The sequence below is a fragment of the Paenibacillus phocaeensis genome, from assembly GCF_900021165.1.
Lineage (GTDB): Bacteria > Bacillota > Bacilli > Paenibacillales > Paenibacillaceae > Fontibacillus > Fontibacillus phocaensis.
The window spans coordinates 237,442-260,137 of the sequence record NZ_FCOQ01000013.1; the positions used below are offsets into that span (position 1 = coordinate 237,442).

Annotated in this window: 25 protein-coding genes and 1 tRNA gene; 5 read left to right on the plus strand and 21 right to left on the minus strand. The window is 50.9% G+C overall.

Going from position 1 to position 22,696, the window contains the following annotated elements:
- Positions 1–126: 126 nt before the first annotated feature.
- The 4 genes from BN3795_RS08535 to rpsF all read right to left on the minus strand — a co-directional run bounded on the left by BN3795_RS08535 (position 127) and on the right by rpsF (position 3,606).
- Positions 127–1,866: an ABC transporter substrate-binding protein gene (locus tag BN3795_RS08535; RefSeq protein WP_068784282.1), complete on the minus strand. Its 1,740-nt coding sequence runs from the start codon at positions 1,864–1,866 to the stop codon at positions 127–129.
- Positions 1,867–2,504: 638 nt separating this feature from the next.
- Complete coding sequence (rpsR, locus tag BN3795_RS08540) at positions 2,505–2,774, minus strand: 30S ribosomal protein S18 (RefSeq protein ID WP_009223360.1); 270 nt, start codon at positions 2,772–2,774, stop codon at positions 2,505–2,507.
- 21 nt (positions 2,775–2,795) lie between these two features.
- Positions 2,796–3,281 (minus strand): single-stranded DNA-binding protein, encoded by a 486-nt coding sequence (gene ssb, locus BN3795_RS08545; RefSeq protein ID WP_068784283.1) that lies wholly within the window; start codon positions 3,279–3,281, stop codon positions 2,796–2,798.
- Between the two features lie 40 nt (positions 3,282–3,321).
- Entirely contained in the window at positions 3,322–3,606 is a 285-nt protein-coding gene (gene rpsF / locus BN3795_RS08550; RefSeq protein ID WP_068784284.1) for a 30S ribosomal protein S6, read from the minus strand.
- A gap of 275 nt (positions 3,607–3,881) precedes the next feature.
- Between rpsF and BN3795_RS08555 the strand changes: the two genes are divergently transcribed.
- The gene (locus BN3795_RS08555; protein ID WP_068784285.1) at positions 3,882–4,079 is read left to right on the plus strand and encodes a YjzC family protein; all 198 of its coding nucleotides are present in this window, start codon (positions 3,882–3,884) and stop codon (positions 4,077–4,079) included.
- 374 nt (positions 4,080–4,453) lie between these two features.
- Here BN3795_RS08555 and BN3795_RS08560 read toward each other — a convergent pair.
- From BN3795_RS08560 to BN3795_RS08575, 4 genes are all read right to left on the minus strand, one after another.
- A tRNA-Ser gene (locus tag BN3795_RS08560) sits at positions 4,454–4,544 on the minus strand.
- A gap of 70 nt (positions 4,545–4,614) precedes the next feature.
- Positions 4,615–4,857, minus strand: a complete 243-nt coding sequence (locus BN3795_RS08565) for a DUF951 domain-containing protein (RefSeq protein ID WP_068784286.1) — start codon at positions 4,855–4,857, stop codon at positions 4,615–4,617.
- A 47-nt stretch (positions 4,858–4,904) separates the two neighbouring features.
- The gene (locus BN3795_RS08570; RefSeq protein WP_068784287.1) at positions 4,905–5,762 is read right to left on the minus strand and encodes a mechanosensitive ion channel family protein; all 858 of its coding nucleotides are present in this window, start codon (positions 5,760–5,762) and stop codon (positions 4,905–4,907) included.
- A gap of 24 nt (positions 5,763–5,786) precedes the next feature.
- Positions 5,787–6,041 (minus strand): DUF3343 domain-containing protein, encoded by a 255-nt coding sequence (locus tag BN3795_RS08575; RefSeq protein WP_068784288.1) that lies wholly within the window; start codon positions 6,039–6,041, stop codon positions 5,787–5,789.
- 134 nt (positions 6,042–6,175) lie between these two features.
- Between BN3795_RS08575 and yyaC the strand changes: the two genes are divergently transcribed.
- On the plus strand, positions 6,176–6,784 hold the full coding sequence (yyaC, locus tag BN3795_RS08580) for a spore protease YyaC (protein ID WP_068784289.1): 609 nt from the start codon (positions 6,176–6,178) through the stop codon (positions 6,782–6,784).
- Here yyaC and BN3795_RS08585 read toward each other — a convergent pair.
- From BN3795_RS08585 to rpmH, 13 genes are all read right to left on the minus strand, one after another.
- Complete coding sequence (locus BN3795_RS08585; protein ID WP_068784290.1) at positions 6,735–7,256, minus strand: DUF4446 family protein; 522 nt, start codon at positions 7,254–7,256, stop codon at positions 6,735–6,737. The genes yyaC and BN3795_RS08585 overlap by 50 nt on opposite strands.
- A gap of 27 nt (positions 7,257–7,283) precedes the next feature.
- Positions 7,284–8,432, minus strand: a complete 1,149-nt coding sequence (locus BN3795_RS08590; RefSeq protein WP_068784331.1) for an aminotransferase class V-fold PLP-dependent enzyme — start codon at positions 8,430–8,432, stop codon at positions 7,284–7,286.
- Between the two features lie 125 nt (positions 8,433–8,557).
- On the minus strand, positions 8,558–9,397 hold the full coding sequence (locus BN3795_RS08595) for a ParB/RepB/Spo0J family partition protein (RefSeq protein WP_068784291.1): 840 nt from the start codon (positions 9,395–9,397) through the stop codon (positions 8,558–8,560).
- Positions 9,390–10,151, minus strand: a complete 762-nt coding sequence (locus BN3795_RS08600) for a ParA family protein (RefSeq protein WP_059041228.1) — start codon at positions 10,149–10,151, stop codon at positions 9,390–9,392. Before BN3795_RS08600 ends, BN3795_RS08595 begins: the two co-directional genes overlap by 8 nt.
- 281 nt (positions 10,152–10,432) lie before the next feature.
- Positions 10,433–11,257 carry a nucleoid occlusion protein gene (gene noc / locus BN3795_RS08605; RefSeq protein ID WP_068784292.1) on the minus strand — a complete coding sequence of 275 codons (825 nt, stop codon included), beginning with the start codon at positions 11,255–11,257 and terminating at the stop codon, positions 10,433–10,435.
- 254 nt (positions 11,258–11,511) lie between these two features.
- On the minus strand, positions 11,512–12,234 hold the full coding sequence (gene rsmG, locus BN3795_RS08610; RefSeq protein WP_068784293.1) for a 16S rRNA (guanine(527)-N(7))-methyltransferase RsmG: 723 nt from the start codon (positions 12,232–12,234) through the stop codon (positions 11,512–11,514).
- Between the two features lie 3 nt (positions 12,235–12,237).
- A complete protein-coding gene (gene mnmG, locus BN3795_RS08615; RefSeq protein ID WP_068784294.1) occupies positions 12,238–14,124 on the minus strand; it encodes a tRNA uridine-5-carboxymethylaminomethyl(34) synthesis enzyme MnmG in 1,887 nt (628 codons plus the stop codon).
- Between the two features lie 87 nt (positions 14,125–14,211).
- Entirely contained in the window at positions 14,212–15,591 is a 1,380-nt protein-coding gene (mnmE, locus tag BN3795_RS08620; RefSeq protein ID WP_068784295.1) for a tRNA uridine-5-carboxymethylaminomethyl(34) synthesis GTPase MnmE, read from the minus strand.
- Positions 15,592–15,875: 284 nt separating this feature from the next.
- Positions 15,876–16,004 carry a hypothetical protein gene (locus tag BN3795_RS26070; RefSeq protein ID WP_269800213.1) on the minus strand — a complete coding sequence of 43 codons (129 nt, stop codon included), beginning with the start codon at positions 16,002–16,004 and terminating at the stop codon, positions 15,876–15,878.
- Between the two features lie 518 nt (positions 16,005–16,522).
- Positions 16,523–17,251, minus strand: coding sequence for an RNA-binding cell elongation regulator Jag/EloR (gene jag / locus BN3795_RS08625; protein WP_068784296.1), 729 nt, complete (start codon positions 17,249–17,251; stop codon positions 16,523–16,525).
- Positions 17,248–18,150 carry a YidC/Oxa1 family membrane protein insertase gene (locus tag BN3795_RS08630; protein WP_068784297.1) on the minus strand — a complete coding sequence of 301 codons (903 nt, stop codon included), beginning with the start codon at positions 18,148–18,150 and terminating at the stop codon, positions 17,248–17,250. The genes jag and BN3795_RS08630 overlap by 4 nt, the downstream gene beginning before the upstream one ends.
- 76 nt (positions 18,151–18,226) lie before the next feature.
- Complete coding sequence (gene rnpA / locus BN3795_RS08635) at positions 18,227–18,577, minus strand: ribonuclease P protein component (protein ID WP_068784298.1); 351 nt, start codon at positions 18,575–18,577, stop codon at positions 18,227–18,229.
- A gap of 115 nt (positions 18,578–18,692) precedes the next feature.
- Entirely contained in the window at positions 18,693–18,827 is a 135-nt protein-coding gene (gene rpmH / locus BN3795_RS08640; RefSeq protein ID WP_009223341.1) for a 50S ribosomal protein L34, read from the minus strand.
- 375 nt (positions 18,828–19,202) lie between these two features.
- Here rpmH and gnd point away from each other — a divergent pair, with 375 nt between their 5' ends.
- From gnd to gntK, 3 genes are all read left to right on the plus strand, one after another.
- Complete coding sequence (gene gnd, locus BN3795_RS08645; protein WP_068784299.1) at positions 19,203–20,102, plus strand: phosphogluconate dehydrogenase (NAD(+)-dependent, decarboxylating); 900 nt, start codon at positions 19,203–19,205, stop codon at positions 20,100–20,102.
- A 127-nt stretch (positions 20,103–20,229) separates the two neighbouring features.
- Positions 20,230–20,901 carry a GntR family transcriptional regulator gene (locus BN3795_RS08650; RefSeq protein WP_068784300.1) on the plus strand — a complete coding sequence of 224 codons (672 nt, stop codon included), beginning with the start codon at positions 20,230–20,232 and terminating at the stop codon, positions 20,899–20,901.
- 142 nt (positions 20,902–21,043) lie between these two features.
- Positions 21,044–22,594 (plus strand): gluconokinase, encoded by a 1,551-nt coding sequence (gntK, locus tag BN3795_RS08655; protein ID WP_068784301.1) that lies wholly within the window; start codon positions 21,044–21,046, stop codon positions 22,592–22,594.
- Positions 22,595–22,696: the final 102 nt, after the last annotated feature.

Here is a 22,696-nt window from a genome sequence, read left to right on the forward strand (position 1 = left end):
GTTTTTCCTCCTACATCAAGATAGGTATAAAACCGGGAAGAGCTTCCTCTCCTTGAAAGGGAGAAGGAGAAAGAGAATGCTCTCTTTCCCCTCCCGCGGTTCTATTTCCTGTATCCGCTCTTTTCCTTAATCGGTTACCCACCATTTAATGAGGTGGAAATATTGGCCATAGCCCAACGACGGTTCAGGCCGATCCTCCTCCGCCCAGTGAACTCTTGGTCCTGTTCCAATCGCACTTCCGTATTGATATAGGAAGACGTACGGCAGGTCGGTCGAGATCTCCTTGGCCACTTCCTTATAAATGGCTTGACGTTCCGCTTGGTCTACCGTAGAGTAGCCGTCCACCCACAGCTGATCCAGCTTCTCGTTTTTATACCAACCGCTGTTTTGTCCTGCCGGCGGGAAGTATTTGGAAGAGTAAATGCTCTCCGAATCCGGATCCGGCGTGTTCAAAGACCAACCCAACAGAATGGCTTGATATTTACCAGGCGTCACGTTTTGATCGATCCAAGCCGCAAAGTCAATGCCTTTGGGTTTGACCTCAATGCCAACATCAGCGAGATTTTGTTGAATGATCGCCGATACTTGTTCACGACGGCTGTTCCCCGCATTGTATTGCAATTCAAAAGAGAAGCGGTGTCCCTCTTTCTCCAGAATTCCATCTTTACCAGCAACCCATCCGTCTTCCGCGAGCAGTTGCTTCGCCTTCTCCGGATCATAAGCATAATTGACAGCCGCATCTTTCGGGTCAGCCCATGTATCCGGCAGGAACGGAGCGTTGATCAGAGCCCCGACCCCTTTAAGTACGTTGTCAACCATCCCTTGTCGATTCAAGGCATAAGCGATTGCCTGTCTTGTCTTTTGCCCTGCAAATAACCCGTAGTTGTCCGGGAAGTTCTTCGAATCAAAGTTGAAGCTGACATATTCATAAGTTGGTCCCGGCTTCTGGATAATCGCGACATCCTTATTCCCTTTTACAGCTTCGACTTGTGTGACCGGAATGGCGCTAATATGATCCGTGTCACCTTTCAAGATCGCCTGAACCTCGGTATTTTGGTCGGCGTAAATTTTATAGACCACTTGAGCGATATGAGGCTTGGTCGCGCCCCAATAGTTCGGATCCGCATCCAACGTATGGCTTTCGCCTTGCTTCCATGAAGTCCATTTCCAAGGACCGTTTGTGACCGTTTTGGCCGGATCGGTACCATAGGCGTTAGCTTGGAGTTCCTTCACAGGGACATCCTTCAGAACATGCGCGGGAATCAATTCGGTAACCAGCGTGTATTGGAACGGGGAATATACCTGCTTCAACTTAATATTCGCGGTATGATCATCCACTTTTTCAACTTTGTCTACCTTATCGAATAAGCTGATACCCGGAGCACCTGCTTCTGGATTTCGTACCGTATCGAAGGTAAAGATAAGGTCGTCTACCGTTACCGGCTGTCCATCGCTCCATTTGGCGGTATCTTTCAGCTTCACGGTATATGTCAAACCATCTTCCGAAATTTGGGGAAGCTCGGAGGCCAGAGACCATGGTTCTGCAACCACATTCCCTTCACGATCCAAGTCATACAACTTGGCGAACAGGAATTGAGCCACATCGCCGGAAGACGTATCATTAATGAAAACAGGATTAAGGCTGACGATATCAGAGAAAGTGCTTAACGTAATTGTACCCCCATCCACCGGCTCATTTGCCGTTGGTTCTGTTTCAGGTTCCGTTGTATTCTCTGGAGTTGTGTTGTTCTCTGTCGGAGTCGGCGTATTGGAAGCTGTGTTATTGGTACTGCAACCCGTAAACAAAATCCCTACGAGGGATAAAATAAGTAAGATGGACCATAAACTTCTCTTCTTTGCCACCATGTGAGTTGACTCCTCCTTGTTTATATAAGTTGAGAACATGCAGTTCGTCTAGCTTGCCTCTCGTCTAGCTGTACCCTTCCTATCTCCCCCTTTATCCTCTCTCGTTACTTCTCACCGGACTTAATCTGGAATAAAACAACTTCCTTATTAACCATTGGGACTCCCTACCCTGGCTGCAAACCGCTAACTCCCCGTTATACGTTAGGCATTTGTGATAAAGGATGACATTTGAACGATATAAACCAACGGTTAATAAGGGGCTTAAGCCGATCCCTCGTAAGGAAATTCCACCAGTTGAATTATTGTTCATAATACATGTGAAAATATCTCACGTCAATATCTTTTTTAATCGTTTGTTGGCCCCTTTTAACCCCTGAATTACTAATATTTTATAGAATTTATGAATATGAAGCGTTTGCAAAATTTTTAACGTTAATTTTTCTTACTCGTAGTTAACTGCATATGTTAACAATTTTCGATAAGGTTCTATTTATTTCGTCATAACTCGACGTAATTTCGCATCGATTTACTTGGTTTGTGTCGCGGTTTCTCGAGATGTCGTGACTGTCCCTTTCTCTATAATAAAAAAAACAGCCAAACCCTAGGGTTCGGCTGTCTCGTTAGCAGATTACGTCTGCTTATTCCGTTGTGTAAGGAAGCAATGCGATTTGACGGGAACGCTTGATGGCGATCGTCAAAAGGCGTTGGTACTTCGCGCTGGTGCCGGTAACACGACGAGGCAAAATTTTGCCGCGCTCGCTGATGAATTTCTTCAACAGCTCCGTATCTTTATAGTCAATGTGAGTAATTTTATTCACAGTGAAGTAGCACACTTTACGACGTTTGTTGCGGCCGCCGCGGCGAGCCGGTCTTTTGTCGTCTCCGCCTTCTCTTTGCTTGAAGCTCATGCTTTTCAGTCCTTTCCGTGTTTAAAATGGCAAATCGTCATCCGATATATCGATCGGCTTCCCGTCGTCGGAGAAAGGATCATTTTGATTGCTGCGCGAGACTCCGCCGCCGCGGCTGTTGCCGCCGCTGCCGCCTCCGAATGGAGACTCTTCCCGCGTACCGCCGCCACCACCTGCACCGCCCTCGCGGTTCGATTCCAAGAAACGGACATTATCGGCAATAACTTCGGTTACGTATACGCGTTTGCCTTCGTTATTCTCGTAGTTCCGCACTTGAATACGTCCTTCCACAGCCGTTAACCGGCCTTTACGCAAATAGTTCGCGCAAGTCTCGGCAAGCTGTCTCCAGGTTACGACCGGGATGAAATCCGCTTCACGTTCCCCTCCTTGCGAGGTGAACGGTCTGTCCACAGCAAGCGTAAACTGAGTTACCGCTACGCCGGCTGGTGTATATCGCAGCTCCGGATCCCGGGTAAGACGTCCGATGAGAATGACACGGTTCAACAATCAAATCCCCTCCTTCGGGCAATGGGTACTCAAACTTGAATTAGGCTACGTCTTTTGTAATGAGATAACGGATAACCTCGTCGGAAATCTTCAAGATCCGTTCCAGCTCGGCAACTACTTCAGGAGTAGCTGTGAAATTCACGAGAACGTAAATTCCATCACGAACCTTGTTAATCTCATACGCAAGCCGGCGTTTGCCCATCACGTCATGTTTGGTAATTTCACCGCCGTTTTGGATGATGCCTTGGAATTTTTCGACTGTAGCTTGAACAGCTTCTTGTTCAACGTCAGGACGAATAATGTACATCACTTCGTATTTGCGCATCTGATTCACCTCCTCTTGGACTATGGCCCCCAATACGTATCCCGTTTGGGAGCAAGGAGCGAGCGTAAACTCGCACCATAGTAGTATATCAAATCCGAAGCAGCTGTGCAAGAACCCAAAACCTGCCGCCAAGAATCGAGGCGTATTCTCGACATAACTCCCCCACTCTGCTTTTATGCTTGTAAATAATTATCGGTGACCAACGGTACATGATTAATCCCCTCCGACAAACAATAAGCTTGAAATCCAAGCAAGGCTGAAAGGAGGAACGACGTATGGGCGAACAGACGGAATTTGAGGAAGGCATGCGCGCTCCCAACCCGGGGGTATATGTAGAGGTCGGGGAGGCGCGGAGTTTTCACACGCAAATCCAGAATCCAAAGCGGATCACGTTGCAGAAGGGCGAAAAATTCCCCGAGACCTCAAACAAAGACCGCAAGTGGAAGAAGGAAGAAAAAGCCCGGGTGCACTAACTTTTTTTCGCCCGATAAGGGGCGTATAAAACAACGATACCTGCACATACTACTCTCGACGGCGAGCAAGAGAGGTGTGGTTCCGTTGGTCCGTTTAAAGGATTCCGCAGGAAACAAACCGCAAGGAGATCTTGTTCACGACTTGTAGAAGCGTCAGATCACGGATTAGTGAAGACCCCTCTTCCCTGATTCGTGCTTGCTAAGGCAAACATCGAAGGGTTTCTGTTTGTCGCTGAGAGAAGAAATCCAAAAATCAGTTCGCCGTCAACCCGGAAGGACCCGCAAGGGTCCTTCTTTCGTTGGGTTATTCCTGGATTCCTCCATGACAAAAAAACTCCTGCGCTAAACGCAGGAGTTCGTCTAATTCAATGAAATGGCGGAGAGGGTGGGATTCGAACCCACGCACGCCTTGCGACGCCTAGTTGATTTCGAGTCAACCCCCTTGGGCCTCTTGGGTACCTCTCCACAGCAAGAATGATTGTACCATGAATTCATCCCGAATGCAATAGAGGTATCCTTCATCCCATAAATTATTTTATTCACCGGTTGAAGATGGACCGTTCTGGCCGATCTCCCCCTCTGCGGGAGCAGCCGACCGAAGCACTTTACGCAAGTTCTTCTCGAACTTGGCGCGAGGCACCAACACGCTGTGCTTGCAACCCACGCATTTGATGCGGATATCCATGCCCATCCGGATAATTTCCATCTCATTGCTGCCGCAAGGATGGTTTTTCTTCATTTGCACAATATCGCCCAGTTGAAACGATTTCCGCTCCATGGCTTATTCCCCCGATCTTAGATATGATCTGATTCATCCTCATTTTGTTAAGCGTTCATTTCAGCCAGCTCCAGTGCTTCTTTGGCGTACGTCTGGATTTGGCGCTCCACCTCTGCACGAAGAGCCGGAGGACACTCTACCGCGATGCGGATGACGTATTCGCTCGCGGTTAACGACTGGATGCCCAAGACGTTGGGGGTCTGAGGGATTTGTTCCTGCTCCTCCTTCAAGCGCTGCATGGCCCCTTGGAGCAGCTCTACGCTCCCCTCCAGCTTCCTGGTGTTGCTGAACGGCAAATCGACTACAGCCAGCGCAGTCCCCACCGAATAGTTCGTCACATTCGTAATCATCCCATTCGGGATAATGTGAACCTCCCCTGTCCAGCTTACCAGCCTTGTGGAGCGCAGCCCGATCATTTCCACGGTTCCTTTCAGGCTTCCCGTTTGAATGACGTCACCAACAGCGAACTGATCCTCTAATATAATGAAGAATCCGGTAATGACATCCTTCACCAGGCTCTGGGCTCCAAAACCAATGGCCAAGCCAAGAACCCCTGCACCCGCGAGCAGCGGTGCCAAGTCATAACCCAGTTCACCTAACACCAGCATAACCATAATAAAGTTGCTGGTAATAGTCGTAATGTTCTTCAGCAACTCGCCGACTGTAACCAGCCGTCGCGGGTTCATTTGCAGCCGGCTTTTCTCCCGCTTCTGCAGAGATCGGTCAATTAAGCGAAATAGGACACGGACGAACACACGAGTCAATCCGAAGATAATAATAATTTTAATTCCCGCATAGAACACGTTCATCCACATATCCATATCTGTAAACCAATTCCATATATTATCTCTCCAGGCGGTCACATTCTCGGCGGCCTCCTGAAGCGGTTCTTCAGCCAACAGCATATCTACCAATCCCTTATGCAAATTTCATAACTTGATGCTATCATAGCCCATCCCTTGACGGGAGTAAATCCCCCGAATCTCAACGGATTCCGAAGCAATGATCCTCTTCACGAGTTCTAACGATGTTTGCGGAAATCGAATTGATAACGCGCATCCTGCGGTGATTTCCTTAGGAGTAGGGCATAAATCGATATCTACCTCTGCATACTCCAATAGCATTTCCGCACGCAACGCTTGCTGTGTTGAATCAAAGGCCATCACCAACCCATCTTCATCCACTTCGGTTTCCTCCCCTTCTGCCTAATGAGACTTTCGTACGAGTATATAATAAGCGTTTCTTCCATATACTATCTACTAAATCTTTGAAGTGCGAACCCTTCGCACCGGATCCTTAACGGAGAAAGGAAGATTCCATGTCACAGATTCAACCGACCATTCCAGGACAAGAAATCCCTTATTTGAAAATCCCTCATACCGAACCCGGCATTCATTCGGCTATTATTCACCGGTTGCTTCTGCATTTCGGACAGGTTGCTCCCGGGCAAGACATCGTCATCGTATGTATCGGGACGGACCGTTCCACCGGCGATTGCCTGGGCCCCTTGGTCGGCAGTGCGTTGGCCAAGTATCGCAGCCCGTATTTTCATCTTTACGGCACCCTTGAAGAACCCGTACATGCGATGAATTTAAAAGAAACCCTGGACCAAATCCACGATCGATTCGTTGATCCGTATATCATCAGCATCGATGCCTGCCTCGGCCAAACGTCCAGCGTGGGATCCATTCAAGTTGTCCAAGGTCCGCTGCGTCCCGGTGCAGGGGTGAATAAAGAATTACCGCCGGTCGGCGATATCCATCTTACGGGCATCGTCAATGTCGGCGGCTTCATGGAATACTTCGTATTGCAAAACACGCGTCTCAGTTTGGTCATGCGGCTATCAGAAATTATATCCAACTGCCTGTACACCGCAATTAAGGAGTGGACCCGGGGGTCGATTTCCCTAGCCCGGCGAGAGCTATAGCTTCACGTTCTTCCGGAGATAGCGCATGCGGCGACTCCCCTTTGTCCAGTCCCTTGGCATATACGAAGGAGCCATCCCGATTATAAATTCCCGTCAGGACCACACCATCCTGCTGCTCGTTGACGATCGCGATGGAGAAACTCAGATCATTCCCCTTCTCGCCAAATGCGTTATAACGCTTAATCCCGATTTTCGACTTCTGCATCGGAATCCACTTCCCAATTTGCGCGAGTTGTTGCCCTTGTTCCTGCTGGATATCTTCAATTTTACCTTGCTGCATTTTCAAATCAATCAGCAAGCTCTCTAAATCCTGGATGCCGGTACCCTGCATCATCAGCTCGTATCTTCTCTTCATCTTGCGCAGCTTGCTTCCTTGGATCAAATTCCAGACCAGCATCCATAGAAACAGGAGAACCAAACCTCCGACGATCCAGCTTAATTGCTCAAAGATGAGATCATTCCATTCCCGCATGCGACTTTCTACTCCTCTTTGCTAAGATCAGTTGATTATTTTATGAATGGCATCCATTAGTACTTGAAGATCTGCTTCTGTTGTCTTGTACCCCACACTGGCACGAACCGCGCCACCTTCCAACGTTCCGGCGGTTTGATGGCCTAACGGCGTACAGTGGTATCCCGCACGAACGGCGATGCCATATTCCCTATCGAGCGCAAACGCAATTTCCGAAGCGTCTCGCCCGTTAATTGTAAAGGATACGATACCTGTGCGAGGCTGACCGATTTCCGGCCCAATCAGATGAACCTTAGGAATCTTCTGCAGTTCCCTCATTAAATATTGCGTTAAGTTCCACTCATGTTGATGAATACGTTCTACTCCATATTCCAGAACCGTGTCCACACCGGCACCTAATCCGGCAATCCCCGGGGTATTCACGGTCCCGGCTTCGTAACGATCCGGCCGAACGGACGGCTGTTCGCTTTCCTCGGATTGACTTCCTGTCCCCCCATGCAACAGCGGTTCCAATTCGAGGTCCGGTCGAATGTATAAGCCGCCGGTTCCTTGGGGACCAAGGAGTCCTTTATGTCCCGGAAACGCAAGAAGATCAATTCCCATCTCTTCTACATTTACCGGATAGCACCCTGCCGTTTGCGCGGCATCCACCAATATCACAGCTCCGTACGCATGTGCTAACCGGCTTAATTCCTGAATTGGCAAAATGCATCCCAATAAATTCGAACTATGGGAACATACAAGTAAACGTGTATGAGGCTGAAAAAGTTTCTCTACTTGACTCAGATCTAATCGACCCTGGCGATCCACCTCGGCGTAATCGACTTCGATCCCTGCGGTCCGCTTCAGAAACTCCAAAGGACGTCTTACAGAATTGTGTTCAACTGTCGTCGCCACCACATGATCCCCTGGCTTTAGCCAGCCCTTGATCGCTAAATTCAACGCCGAAGTCGCATTGGACATCATCGCGATGTCATTGGGATTCGCAATACCAAACAACTGTGCAAGCTTTACACGGGTGTTATAAAGCACCCTTCCCGCCCGCAGCGCCATCCCGTGATTTCCTCGTCCTGCATTGGCGGCTGGTCCATTTAGTATTTCCAACATAACTTCTCCTACGCTAGGAGGTTTCGGCCAAGATGTGGCTGCATGATCCAGGTAAACGACGGGTTTCATCTCGCGCAACGGTGTTCCCCCTTCGAGTTTGTTCTACCACAGTTAAGAAATGACATACCCCTTCTTCTCAAGCCCTTCCTTCACGGCAGGCCGCTCAAAAGATGGATATGTCATTCCGTTTATCGTTAGCTCAGCATATCAAGGATTCGCTGCAAATCCTGCTGGCTGTAATAGTTTATTTCGATTTTACCCTTATCTTTGTTTGCTTTAATTTTTACGGTCGTCTTATATCGTTCACGCAAGCTCTCTTCGACTTCTTCGATATAAGGATCCCTTTTCTTATTGGCAGTTTTCGGTTTTTCCTGCTTTTTGCGATCCAGTTGTTGCACCGCATCTTCCAGGTCCCGAACGCTCCATTCGTGATCGATGCATTGCTGAGCTAACTGTTTAATCGTAGTTGGATCTTTCAACCCCACCAATGCCCGCGCATGTCCCATCGATAATGTTCCACGTGAAACATATTCCTTGACTTCTTCCGGCAAGGATAACAGCCGCAGAAAGTTGGCAATATGAGATCGAGATTTACCCACTTTCATCGAAAGTTCTTCTTGTGTTAACTGGAATTGATCCATCAACCCTTGGTAAGCTACAGCCACTTCCATTGCGTTCAGATTCTCACGCTGCAGATTTTCAATCAGCGCAATTTCCATGACCTGTTGATCAGAGAAACTCCGAACTACCGCAGGGATTGTTGCGTTCCCGCAAAATTGCGATGCGCGGAACCTCCGCTCCCCTGCAATGATCTCATATCCCTTCAGCACACTGCGCACAATGATAGGTTGAATAACCCCATGCTGCCGAATCGATTCGGCCAATTCCCGTATAGCCTCCTCGTCAAAGGTCTTGCGTGGTTGATACGGATTGGCACGAAGCTGATTGAGCGGGATTTCAACAACCTTATCATCATCCTGGATGGATAGTGCCGGAATCAGAGCGTCCAATCCTTTGCCCAATCGTTTATTCATAAGATACCACTTCCTTTGCCAACTCAAGATAAACTTCCGCACCCTTCGAGCGAGGGTCATACGTAATAATGGATTGACCGTGGGACGGCGCTTCGCTCAATCGCACGTTACGCGGAATGACTGTCTTATACACCTTCTGCTGGAAGTACTTCTTGACCTCTTCTATGACTTGAATCCCCAGATTGGTTCGGGCATCAAACATCGTTAACAACACTCCTTCAATTTGTAAGGAGGTATTCAGATGTTTCTGAACCAATCTAACGGTATTCAACAATTGGCTTAATCCTTCCAATGCGTAATACTCACACTGGATCGGGATCAGGACAGAATCGGCGGCAGTCAAAGAATTAATCGTTAAGATTCCGAGGGAAGGCGGGCAATCAATCAAAATATAATCGTACAAATGCCGAATCGGCTGTAACGATTTCTTAAGCCTCACTTCGCGTGAAATCGTGGGAACTAATTCAATTTCTGCCCCGGCCAATTGGATCGTAGCCGGGATAATATGCAAATTTTCAATTTCTGTATGGGCAATTGCTTCCTTGGGATGAACCTCATTAATGAGAACATCATAGATGCAATTTGCGACATCCGCTTTATTAATGCCAACACCGCTTGTCGTATTTCCCTGGGGGTCAATATCGATCAGCAGCACTTTCTTTCCGATGGCAGCTAATCCCGCTCCCAAATTGACAGAAGTCGTCGTCTTTCCGACGCCCCCTTTTTGGTTCGCTATGGCGATGATTTTAGACAATCCAGTTCACCTCAATATAATAGAAGAATCTCTTTGTAGTCCTCATGTACGCATTCTAAGCTGCCGCTACAAAAAGACCTAAAGCAATGCGTGGTGAATACACCTGCCGGTCGATAACGATACATCAAAGTCATGAACGGACGAACATGTCCTGCATAAATGCAACCCTACCGACCCTAATCCACATGGATATAAAGAAGTTCGTGCGGGCGTTCTGACAGCCTGAGCCTGACCGAAAAAGAAGCTGACCTAAACCTCGCGGTTTGGGTCAGCGAGTGAAGTTATGAACGTTTCGGAATTTGAATCACGATTTCATAATGATCCTCATGATCCTTTTCTTCCGTTTTAATTTGCAATCCCGAACCGGTGACCATGTCGATCGACTGGCGAATCGTATTCAGTGCCAATCGGACATCCTTCGTGAAGGAGATTCGTTTCGATGGGGACTTTTTGTTCTTTGCGATTTCCTTATAGAAGGCAATGCGGGCTTCCGTTTGCTTCACATTCAGTTCTTTGCTGATGATTTCCCCCAGAACTTTCAACTGTAACTCTTCTGTATCCAGAGACAATAAAGCACGCGCATGACGCTCAGTAATTTTCCGTTCCATCAACGCGGTCTTTACTCCCTCCGGAAGCTGTAGCAGTCTAATCTTATTGGCGATCGTCGATTGGCTCTTCCCGAGGCGTTGAGCCAAGCTCTCTTGCGTCAATTGATGCAAATCAATCAAATTCTGGTAAGCCATCGCCTCTTCGATCGAGGTTAACCCTTCCCTTTGAAGATTCTCAATCAAAGCGATAGATGCCGCCTGCGAATCGTTGAAATCACGTAAAATCGCAGGAATAGATTCCAGACCCAGCTTCTTGACGGCTCTCCAGCGGCGTTCCCCGGCGATAATTTCATACTTTTCATTCCGGTAACGAACGACAATCGGTTGGATCACGCCATGCGTCCGAATGGTTTGGCACAACTCATCGATTTTCTCGTCGTCAAAGATCGTCCGCGGCTGATAAGGACTGCCGACAATTTCCTCCACCGGAATTTGTCTTACTTCATCTCCGCTGCTACGTTCGGTTAACCCAAACAATTTAGAAAATTGTTCTTTCATTCCGTCAATTACCACCTAGTTTCATAGTGACATAAGGCCAAGCCTTACGGATCATCCCTGCGGGATGATATTTTTCTAAACGAAATGCATTGTTCAAAACTCGATATATCTATTCTACCACTTTTTCCTCTATAATCCTATTCTCTTCTTAAGAGATGTTAGAGAAAAAAAGATAGAATTAATCTGAAAAAGACAGAAAAAAACCTTAGCCATGTTTCACGTGGAACATTTTGCTAAGGGGTGGAACAACATCGTTATAATAAAGGAGTTTTGAGCGGTGTCCCTGCTTTTCTTGGGTACTTCTTCGGCGTAGCGGCGGTTTTCTGGATGATGACTAAATGTCGCTCTGAATTTTCCAAGGGCAGCGAGAACTCCGGTGTTCTAACCCATTTTCCTTTAAGTTCTATCAAGCTGCGAGCAGCCTCTTGAACTTCCTCCTGCGGGTTGCTACCTTTCATTGCTACGAACAACCCTCCCGGCTTAACAAACGGCAGACAAAACTCATTAAGGACTGCCATACGAGCTACGGCCCGAGCCGTGACCAAGTCAAAAGCATCGCGCAGTTCACCCTGTCGTCCTAAATCCTCCGCACGGCCGTGCAGCAGACGAACCTGTGATAAGCCCAACTCATTCACCACATGCTGCAAAAACTGGATTCGTTTGTTCAAAGAATCCACGATCGTTAACTGTAAATGAGGATAACAGATTTTCAAAGGGATCCCGGGAAATCCTGCTCCAGACCCGATGTCCGCCATTGCCACGATCTCCCCCATCGGAACGTGAAAGGCCAAACTGATCGAATCGTAGAAATGTTTGATATAGACCTGTTCCCGTTCGGTAATCCCGGTCAGGTTCATCTTTTCATTCCATTCAACCAATACTTCATAATACCGTTCAAATTGCTTCAACTGCTCCTCCGAGATCTCAATGCCATGACCCTGGAGCAACGTGCAAAATTGGGCTTGTATCGAATCCAATGGTTACCCTCCTGCAGCTGTGACCCGGTTATAATGCTCCAAATACACTAGCAAAATCGAAATATCCGCCGGTGTAACCCCCGAGATCCGCGAAGCTTGCCCGATTGAGATGGGGCGGATTTTGGACAGCTTCTGCCGCGCTTCCATCGCCAGACCTTGGATATCCTCATAATTGATGTTTTCCGGGATTTTTTTCTTTTCCATTTTTTGTAATCGTTCAACGTGAATCAATTGCTTCTCAATATAACCGGCATATTTGATCTGGATTTCCACCTGCTCCTGCATCTCTTCGTCCAGCTCAACTTCAGAAGGAGAGAGCGAAGCGATAAGCGCATACGTCACTTCCGGACGCCGCAAAATGGTCAGCAGATTGCTCCCATCCTGAATGGGTGCCGAGCCGATCGATTCCAGCAGCGGATTGATCTCCACAGGACGAACCTTTGTCGACTTCAACCGTTCGATCTCTTCCTCGACCTTCCGCTTCTTATCCAAAAACCGCGTATACCGCTCCTCAGAGATCAATCCGATCTCATACCCCAGCGGCGTCAAACGCAAATCCGCATTGTCATGACGGAGCAGCAAGCGATATTCCGCACGCGAAGTCAGCAGGCGGTACGGCTCGTTGGTGCCCTTCGTGACCAAGTCGTCGATCAATACACCGATATACCCCTGTGAACGATCCAACACAACAGGTTCCTTGCCCTGCACTTTCCGTGCGGCGTTGATCCCGGCCATAATGCCTTGTCCCGCCGCTTCCTCATAGCCGGAGGTCCCGTTGATTTGTCCCGCCGTAAACAGGCCCGGCAACCGTTTCGTCTCCAGGGAAGGCCATAGCTGGGTCGGTACGACCGCATCATATTCAATCGCATAACCGGTCCGCATCATTTGCACATTTTGCAGGCCTGGCACCGAGCGCAGCATCTTCAACTGAACCTCTTCCGGCATACTGGTGGAGAAGCCTTGTACATAATACTCCGACGTATTTTTCCCTTCCGGCTCCAGGAAAATTTGATGCTTCGGTTTATCGCTAAACCGTACGATTTTGTCCTCGATGGACGGACAGTAACGGGGCCCCGTTCCTTCGATCACCCCGGAGAACATCGGCGCGCGATGTAGGTTATCCGTAATAATCCGATGCGTTTCCTCGGAGGTGTACGTCAGCCAGCAAGGCAATTGCTCGTTGTCCGACCCTTTCGTCTCATAGGAAAAAAACTTCGGCTTCTCATCCCCCGGCTGAATCTCCGTTTGCGAGAAATCAATCGAGTCCTTATGCACCCGCGGCGGCGTTCCCGTCTTGAAGCGCACAAGCTCGAAGCCCAGCTCCTTCAGATTTTGCGACAGGCGCACTGACGGCTGCTGGTTGTTTGGACCGCTTTCGTACATCAGCTCACCCATGATGATTTTTCCGCGCAAATACGTCCCGGTCGTCAGCACAACCGCCTTGGCCCGGTACTCCGCGCCGGTCTTCGTGATCACACCCACGCACTGACCGTCTTCGACAATCAGCTCCTCGACCATCCCCTGGAGCATCGTCAGATTCGGTTCCTTCTCCATCGTTTCCTTCATGGCATGTTGATACGAAAATTTATCCGCCTGCGCACGCAGCGCATGAACGGCCGGGCCTTTCCCGGTATTCAGCATCCGCATTTGGATGAACGTCTTGTCGATGTTACGGCCCATTTCGCCGCCCAAGGCGTCAACCTCGCGCACGACATGGCCTTTCGCCGGACCTCCAATCGAAGGATTACACGGCATAAAAGCAACCATATCCAAATTGATCGTGACCATCAGCGTGCGGCAACCCATCCGCGCTGCAGCTAATGCCGCTTCGCAACCCGCGTGTCCTGCACCGACCACGATCACCTCATAATCTCCTGCAGCGTAACCCATCTATCGTCAACCTCCTTTACCCTACACCCTTCAGACTCTATCCGTAACATCATACCATGAACCGGCCCTGCTGATACTAGAGGCGGCTTATTTCCCCAAGCAAAATTGCGAAAAAATCTGATCGATCAGCGCATCCGGCGCCGAATCCCCAATCACCTCGCCCAGTTGCTCCCAGGCGTACCGGACATCAATCTGCAAAATATCAATCGGGATCCCGGTGTCCGCCGCTTCATAAGCATCCGCCAGCGACTGCTTGGCCTTCTTCAACAAAGCGATATGCCGCACGTTGCTGACATACGTCAGATCGTTCGACTCCAGCTTCCCGCCGAAGAACAAACGGGCGATGGCCTCCTCTAGATGATCCAGCCCTTCTTCCGTTTTGACCGACAATTCGACGATCGCTTCCTCGGAAAAATAACGCCGGACCACCTCCCGATCCAACTGCTGCGGTAAATCCATCTTATTTAATAGAACGATCGTGGATCGCCCTTTCAGTTGCTCCATCAAGGCGATTTCGTCCTCATGCAGCGCCTCGGCGCTATTGAGCACGAGCAGGATCAGGTCCGCTTCGCTCACCGCCGCTTTGGAGCGCTCCACACCGATCTGCTCGACGACGTCCATCGTCTCACGGATCCCCGCCGTGTCGAGCAGCTTCAGCGGGATGTTGTTGATCGTCACATATTCCTCAATCACGTCCCGGGTTGTCCCCGGGATGTCGGTGACGATCGCTTTATTCTCGCGGGCCAGGGCGTTCATCAGCGAGGATTTGCCGACATTCGGGCGACCGACGATCGCCGTCGTAATCCCTTCGCGCAAAATTTTGCCCTGATCCGCCGTCTTCAGCAGCGCGTCGATGCCTTCCGACACCTCCGCGCATTTCTCCTTGATAAACGCCATCGTCATCGATTCCACGTCATGCTCGGGATAATCAATGTTCACTTCGATGTGCGCCAGCGTTTCAATCAACGTATGGCGCAGCTTGCCGATTTGGCGCGACAGCTGGCCTTCGACCTGCTTCAGCGCCACGGAGAACGCCCGATCCGACTTGGAGCGGATCAGGTCGATGACCGCCTCCGCCTGCGACAGGTCGATCCGCCCGTTCAGGAACGCGCGTTTCGTGAACTCGCCCGGCTCGGCGAGGCGAATGCCGCGCTGCTGGAGCAGCAAGTCCATCACGCGTTTGACGGAGATGATCCCGCCGTGCGTGCTAATCTCCACCACGTCTTCCGTGGTGAAGGAGCGCGGCGCGCGAAAGACGCTGACGAGCACCTCCTCGAGCTTGTCGCCCGTCGCCGGGTCTACGATGAAGCCATAATGTACCGTATGGCTTTCCGCCTCCGGCAACGCCGTCTTGGCGCGGAATAACCGCCCCACTTCGGCGATCGCCTCCGGTCCGCTGACGCGGATCACGGCGATGCCGCTTTCGCCTACCGCCGTCGATATCGCTGCAATTGTATCGCTAAGCATTTGCTTCACCTCGCTTAATTGTTTGTTGTATTTCGAAGAAGAATGTTCGTGAATTTCGCAGCACCGCTGGTCGTATGATCCTACGATCGCTGTTGTTCGCGAATTTCTTGGATTGGACTAAACTCAAAAGTTGTAGAAATCCACTCACAAAGGCGAACGCTCCACTTCTTCGGATTCATACGCCCCTCTCCGCCCCCAATTCACTCACCTTCGAAAATTCCGCCCTCACGCTTTGCTCCACAGTGAGCGCATCTCCGCAGGAGACAGCGCCTCCTTGCTCGCAGTCACTCCTCGCCGCACTCAGCCTCTTCACGCTCCCCCTTCGGAGCATCCTCCCTCACGCTTTGCTCCAACGTGAGCGCATCTCCGCAGGAGACAGCGTTCTCCTTGCTCGCAGTCACTCCTCGCCGCACGCAGCCTCTCCTTCGGAGCTTCCGCCCTCACGCTTTGCTCCACAGTGAGCGCATCTCCGCAGGAGACAGCGTTCTCCTTGCACATGTTCTCTCCCTAACCGTCGTAGCCTCTCAACACTCTTCTTCTTAGCATCCGCACTCACAGCCAGCAGGAGCTCCAAAGTAGAGGCGGGCCCCGTAGGGGCGAGAAGCCGGCTCCTATCACCAAAGTCCCTCGGGTGAACCGACAGAAGCAGTCATGAGCAGCACGGTTTACCAGGTATCCCGGGTGAACCCCAAGTAAGACGTACCCCGAAGGGGGGAAAAGCGTTCCATGCACCAACGTAAAGCGCATCCCCGAAGGGGACAGCGAGCAGGAGCGCCTCTTTCCCTCCAACGTTCCTCCAGTTTGCGGGAGCCCAGAGGGCAGCAGGCCCTCGGACGCCCTCCCTTACGGTAAGGGAGGGATGGGGAGGGTTGAGATCAAAAAAAATGACGCCCCCCCAGCTTACGCCGAGCAAACGTCACCTGCGTCTCATTCATTTGCTGTGCTTCAGAGTAATAACGACCCGCCGGTTGGGCTCTTCGCCTTTACTGTAAGTTTTGACCTCCGGGTGATCCTGAAGTTTGGAATGAATCACTTTGCGCTCCTGCGGCGACATCGGCTCGAGCGTAACCTCCTTACGCGTGCGAACGACCCGTCCGGCCAATCTGACGGCAAGTTCCTCCAGCGTTTTCTTCCGGCGTTCCCGGAAGTTCTCGGCATCGAGGACGATACGGATGAAGCTGTCGGAATAACGGTTAGCGATGATATTCGCCAAATATTGCAGAGCATCGAGGGTTTGCCCTCTCCGCCCGATCATTAAACCTAAATCATGGCCCGAAATGTTAAGTACGGTATGGTCTTTGCCAGGGACGACATCAACTTGGACATCCAGGCCCATATTCTCGCCGACCTCCCGGATAAATGACGCCGCCTCCACATAGGGATCCTTCTCGCTGGCCGTGGTCTTCTCCTCCATCACGGGAGCAGATGAAGAACGGGGCGCCGAAGTCGTCCTACTCGAGGTAGGTACTGATGCAGGTTCAGGTGCTTCAAGCAAAGTAAGCTCTACCTTCGCTTCCCTCACCCCTATCAGCCCCAGGAATCCTTTTGACGGCTGCTCTAACACGTTCACGGCGACTTTATCCTCGGTGGTGCCGAGCTGGGTCAATCCTTGTCTAACAGCATCTTCAATGGTTTTTCCCGACGTCACAATTTTATTCATTTCGATTTTTTGGCCTCCTTGGCACCTTTACCGGGATGACCGGCTTTGAGATTGGAGCCGCCCCGCTTCTTATTCCCGGAACCGGAAGATGAACCGCTGCCTCCGCCTGCCGTTGCAGCAGCCGCAGCCAAAGCCGGATCTTTCTTGCGATAGATAAAGAAGTTTTGCGCAATCGTGTACAGGTTACTGAAAATCCAGTACAACGGCAGCGCTGCGGCGAAGTTGTACGCCATCACAAAAATCAAAATCGGATAAACCCACATCATAAACGCCATTGGGCCCTGCATGCCCTGCGGGTTCACGTTCGACATCATCTTCGTTTGAATGAACGTCGTCAATGCCGCAATCGCCGGCAGGATAAACAACTTGTCCGGTTCGCCGAGCTGCAGCCACAGGAAGGAATGCTCTCGGATCGCCGAGTTGTAGTAAATTGAGTTATACAAAGCAATGAACACCGGCATCTGAATGATCAGTGGGAAACAACCCGCCATCGGATTGACCTTGTGTTCCTGGAATAACTTCATCGTCTCCTGCTGCTGCTTCTCCGGATTATCCTTAAATTGCTCCCGGATCTTCTGAAGCTGCGGCTGAATGGCCTGCATCGCCTTCGAACTCTTCACCTGCTTCAGTGTCAACGGCAGGATCAAGGTCCTCACGATCAGCACCATGATTAAAATCGCCACGCCATATGCGCCGTTAAACCAATCTGCAAACGCATCCAGCGCAAGTGAGAAATAGTACACCACATTTGCGGTCCACCACGATCCAGTTGCCCTCATATCTTCCGTCGTGGTAGCCTGTTGAGCATTCTGCGGTGCGCAGCCGGCAAGAACCGCTACCATCAAGACCGCCAGAAGGAGAAGAAGCCATCTTCTTCGGTTAGTCATCAATCGCGACACTTCAAAACCCCTCTCTTAACCTATCCATTTCAACGTAAATCATAACATATTTAAAGGGACAAAGAAACAAGCCTGCCTAGCGTCCGGAAACCCGCAGCAGCGAAGCTTTTCGAAGGACGTGAAGCACGCTTTTTTCGAGATCCTTATAGTCCATTCCTACGGCCCCGTTTCGCACGATCAGAATCAGGTCGACATGGTCGCGAATCTCCGCTTCATGCAGCCGGACGATCTCCTTCAACATGCGCCGCATCCGGTTGCGGACGACAGCGTTTCCGATTTTTTTACTAGCCGAAACCCCCAGCCGAAAGCGTTCGATATCCGGTTTGTTGGACCAGTACACCACCAGTTGGCGATTGGCAAAGGATTTGCCAAACCGGTAGATGCGGTTAAAATCGGCGCGGTTTCTCAAACGAAGTTTTTTATGCACGAGCAGTCTCCTTGATTGGAACTTCTGATATTAGTATAAACCAAACGTCGCCGTATCTATTTGCGCAAGGATCAAGTATAAAAAAAAGACCACCGCGGTGGTCTTTACGCACGCTTTACGCACTCAGTACTTTTCTGCCTTTGAGACGACGAGCAGCGAGAACCTTGCGGCCGTTTTTCGTGCTCATTCTTTTGCGGAAACCGTGAACCTTTTTACGTTTGCTCACATTCGGTTTGAAAGTTGGTTTCATCTATCGCACCCCCTTACAGGATTATCATAATCTGTATATTTACCATTTTCATATCCACAGAAAATGCCTTTATACATTTAACCACACCGCCTAGGAAAAGTCAACTGAACTTCCCTCTGCCCCTGCGGCTTCATCTCCATTATTCACAATCCACAACTCCCGTCACGAAAACTTCGCCAGCCCGGGTTTTCCACAGCGTTCCCCCGGGATCTTTCCGTATAGAAGTTATACACATGTGGAAAAGTATTTTCAACCCATAGCTTCTTCTTCTAAATCCCTTTGCGTTATAAGGTTTACAGTCCATCCGAATCGGAGTATATTCAAGATCATAAGTTGTATACAAGTATACAATATGTGAAAAGAGGTGCTTTATTGATGAAATTAGGCATGATTGGGCTTGGAAAAATGGGCTTCCATCTCGTCTTGAATCTGCTGGAACACGGGCATGAGGTTGTGACCTACGACATGAATTCGCAGTCCATCGCCAGCGCGGCTGAGAAAGGAGCCGTTCCCGCCGTCAACCTGGAGGAACTCGTCGCTTCATTGGAAGCGCCAAGATTGATTTGGGTTATGGTTCCTGCCGGCGACCCGCTTCGTTCGGTTGTGGATCAGCTCACCCCGCTGCTGGAATCCGGCGATATCGTGATCGACGGAGGGAATTCGCATTATAAGAACTCGCTGGAACTCTCGAAGCAACTGGCAGCACAAGGGATTCGCTTCCTTGACGTCGGCACTTCCGGCGGCGTTGAAGGTGCGGAACAAGGCGGTTGTTTCATGATCGGTGGCGAGGAAGAAGCCTTCCGTCTGGCAGAACCCCTCTTCCGCGACATCGCAGTTTCCGGCGGATATCTGTATGCCGGCCCGTCCGGGAGCGGCCACTTCCTTAAGATGGTCCATAACGGCATCGAATACGGCATGATGCAAGCCATCGCCGAAGGGTTCGAGGTGCTCGATAAAAGTCCCTACGATTATGACTTTGAACAAGTCGCCCGGGTATGGTCCAACGGTTCAGTGATTCGCAGCTGGTTGATGGAACTGATGCAGAACGCTTTTGCCAAAGATCCGAAGCTGGAGGGAATCCGCGGGGTTATGCACTCCTCCGGTGAAGGCAAATGGACGGTGGAAACGGCGCTGGATCTGCAAGCTAACGCTCCGGTGATCGCGATGTCGTTATTCATGCGATACCGTTCACTCCAGGAGGACACTTTCCACGGCAAGGTGGTTGCTGCCCTCCGTAACGAATTTGGCGGTCACGCCGTCGAATCGGCCAAGTAATCACTTAAATATGGACAAAACCTAGAGCGGGTTTCCCCATCCAACGAATTTCATGCTATGATCGAAGTATTTAGGGTTAACCGATCAATAAGCGGGATAACATCCCTTGGAATAGGAGAACTATCGCATGCAATACCCTTCTTCCTGGCTAAAAGGCAGCTCGCTCGGCGAATCGATCGCCGCGGAACTGCGCTTGCAAATCATCGGCGGCAGGATCAAACCGGGTGCCGTCCTGTCGGAGAACCGCATCGCTGCGGACTTCGGCACGAGCCGTTCCCCGGTTCGGGAGGCGCTGAAAACGCTCTCCGGCGAAGGGCTCATCAGCCTCCAGCGCATGGGAGCCGTCGTCAAGGGCCTCAGTCTGCAGGACATCGATGAATTGTATGATGTTCGTTATTTAATTGAGAGCTTCGCTTCGCAGCGAGTGGCGGAGGATCCTGAGGCGTTGATCGCAGCCCTGGCGCAAATTATCGACAGAATGGAGCTGGCCGGCAAACACCGGGATGTTGTGGAATTCGCCTACCAGGATCTCTGTTTTCACGAAACGATTATCGTCGGAGCCAAGCATACGCGGATCTTGCATCTATGGACCAGCATCCGTCAAATCGTGATGACGGTGATGCTGATTACGACACGCGAAGTATTGTCGCAGGATGAGGACAAAATCGACTACGTAATCGGCAAGCACCGCAAGCTGCTGCAGGGATTGAAATCGCGTGACGCCGGGATTATTGGCCGGAACGTGGAGGAATACTTCGCGGATTCCCACCGCACCCTGCATACAAGCATCCCCCAATAAGACGGATAAGGGACGGGGTTCCGGACCCTTTTGGCCGATTTATTGTCGACAAGTATACAATAATAAAGTGTTGCGCTTTATTATCTAAGGGAAAACTCATTACAATGGAAATACGAAAATCGAAATGGAGAGAAGGGTTGAAATGAATACCGTAACGCATATGATCGGCCTGGATATCGGGACGACCAGCACGAAGGCCGTGTTGTACGAACGGAGCGGCCAGGTGATCGCCACGGCTAATGAGGAATATCCGCTGTATACTCCCTCCGCTTCCGTGGCCGAGCAGGATCCCGAGGAGATCTTTGCTGCGGTGATCGCGGCGGTGGGACAAGTGATGCAAGCAAGCGGAATCGCTCCGGAACAAATCGGCTTCGTCTCGTTCAGTTCGGCGATGCACAGCGTCATTCCGCTGGACGGCGAAGGCAACCCGCTGATGCGCTGTCTCACCTGGGCGGACAATCGCAGCGCGGATTGGTCGGAGAAGCTGAAGAACGAATGGGGCGGTCACGAAATCTATCTCCGCACCGGCACGCCGATCCACCCGATGTCCCCGCTGACCAAGCTGCTGTGGCTTCGCCATGAACGGCCGGACATTTTCGCGCAAGCCCGCAAATTCATTTCGATTAAGGAATATATCTTCCTGAAGCTGTTCGGAGAGAATGTCGTCGATTATTCGATCGCCTCGGCCACCGGCCTGCTGAACCTGGAGCGCCTGGATTGGGACGAGGAAGCGCTGAAGGTGGCCGGCATCACGCCGGAGCAGTTATCGAAGCTTGTCCCGACGACGTATGTTATGCAAGGCTTGGCGCCCGGCTACGCCAGCGCCATGGGACTCACCCCCTCCACTCGCTTCGTCATTGGCGCAAGCGACGGCGTCCTGTCCAACCTCGGGGTCGATGCGATCGATCCCGGCGTCGTCGCCGTCACAATCGGCACCAGCGGTGCGATCCGCACCGTCGTCGACCGTCCGAGAACCGATCCCAAAGGCCGTATCTTCTGCTACGCGCTGACGGATAAGCATTGGGTGATCGGAGGGCCGGTCAACAACGGCGGCGTGATATTCCGCTGGGTGCGGGATGAATTCGCCGCTTCCGAGGTGGAGACGGCGAAACGGCTGGGGATCAGCCCGTATGACGTGCTGACCAAGATCGGCGAGCGCGTCCGTCCGGGCGCGGACGGGCTGCTCTTCCACCCCTACCTCGCCGGCGAACGCGCGCCGCTGTGGAACCCTCATGCGCGCGGCTCCTTCTTCGGACTGACGCTGCACCATCAGAAGGAGCACATGATTCGCGCCGTTCTTGAGGGTGTCATTTACAACCTGTATACGGTGCTCCTAGCCATGGAGGAACAGATAGGGCGGCCGCGGAAAATTCAAGCCACAGGCGGCTTTGCCCGCTCTCCGCTGTGGCGGCAAATGATGGCCGATATTTTCGATCAGCAGGTAGTGATCCCGGAGAGCTTCGAGAGCTCCTGCCTGGGTGCGGTCGTCCTTGGCTTGTACGCGCTGGGCGAAATCGACTCCTTCGAAATCGTCAAAGAGATGGTCGGCGGCACCCACGAGCATACGCCAAATCCGGAGCATGCCGCAATCTACAAGCAATTGTTGCCGATTTATATCCGGATTTCACGCAAGCTGGAGGAAGATTACGAGGCGATTTCTAGGTTTCAACAACAACAATCCGAGCCCCAATAGACGGAGACATACCAAATCAAATCCGACAACCCGTAAGGGCGGTCGGATTTTTTTTATCCGCGGCCAACCTGACCGAATATTTATACACACTCATCTCCGGCG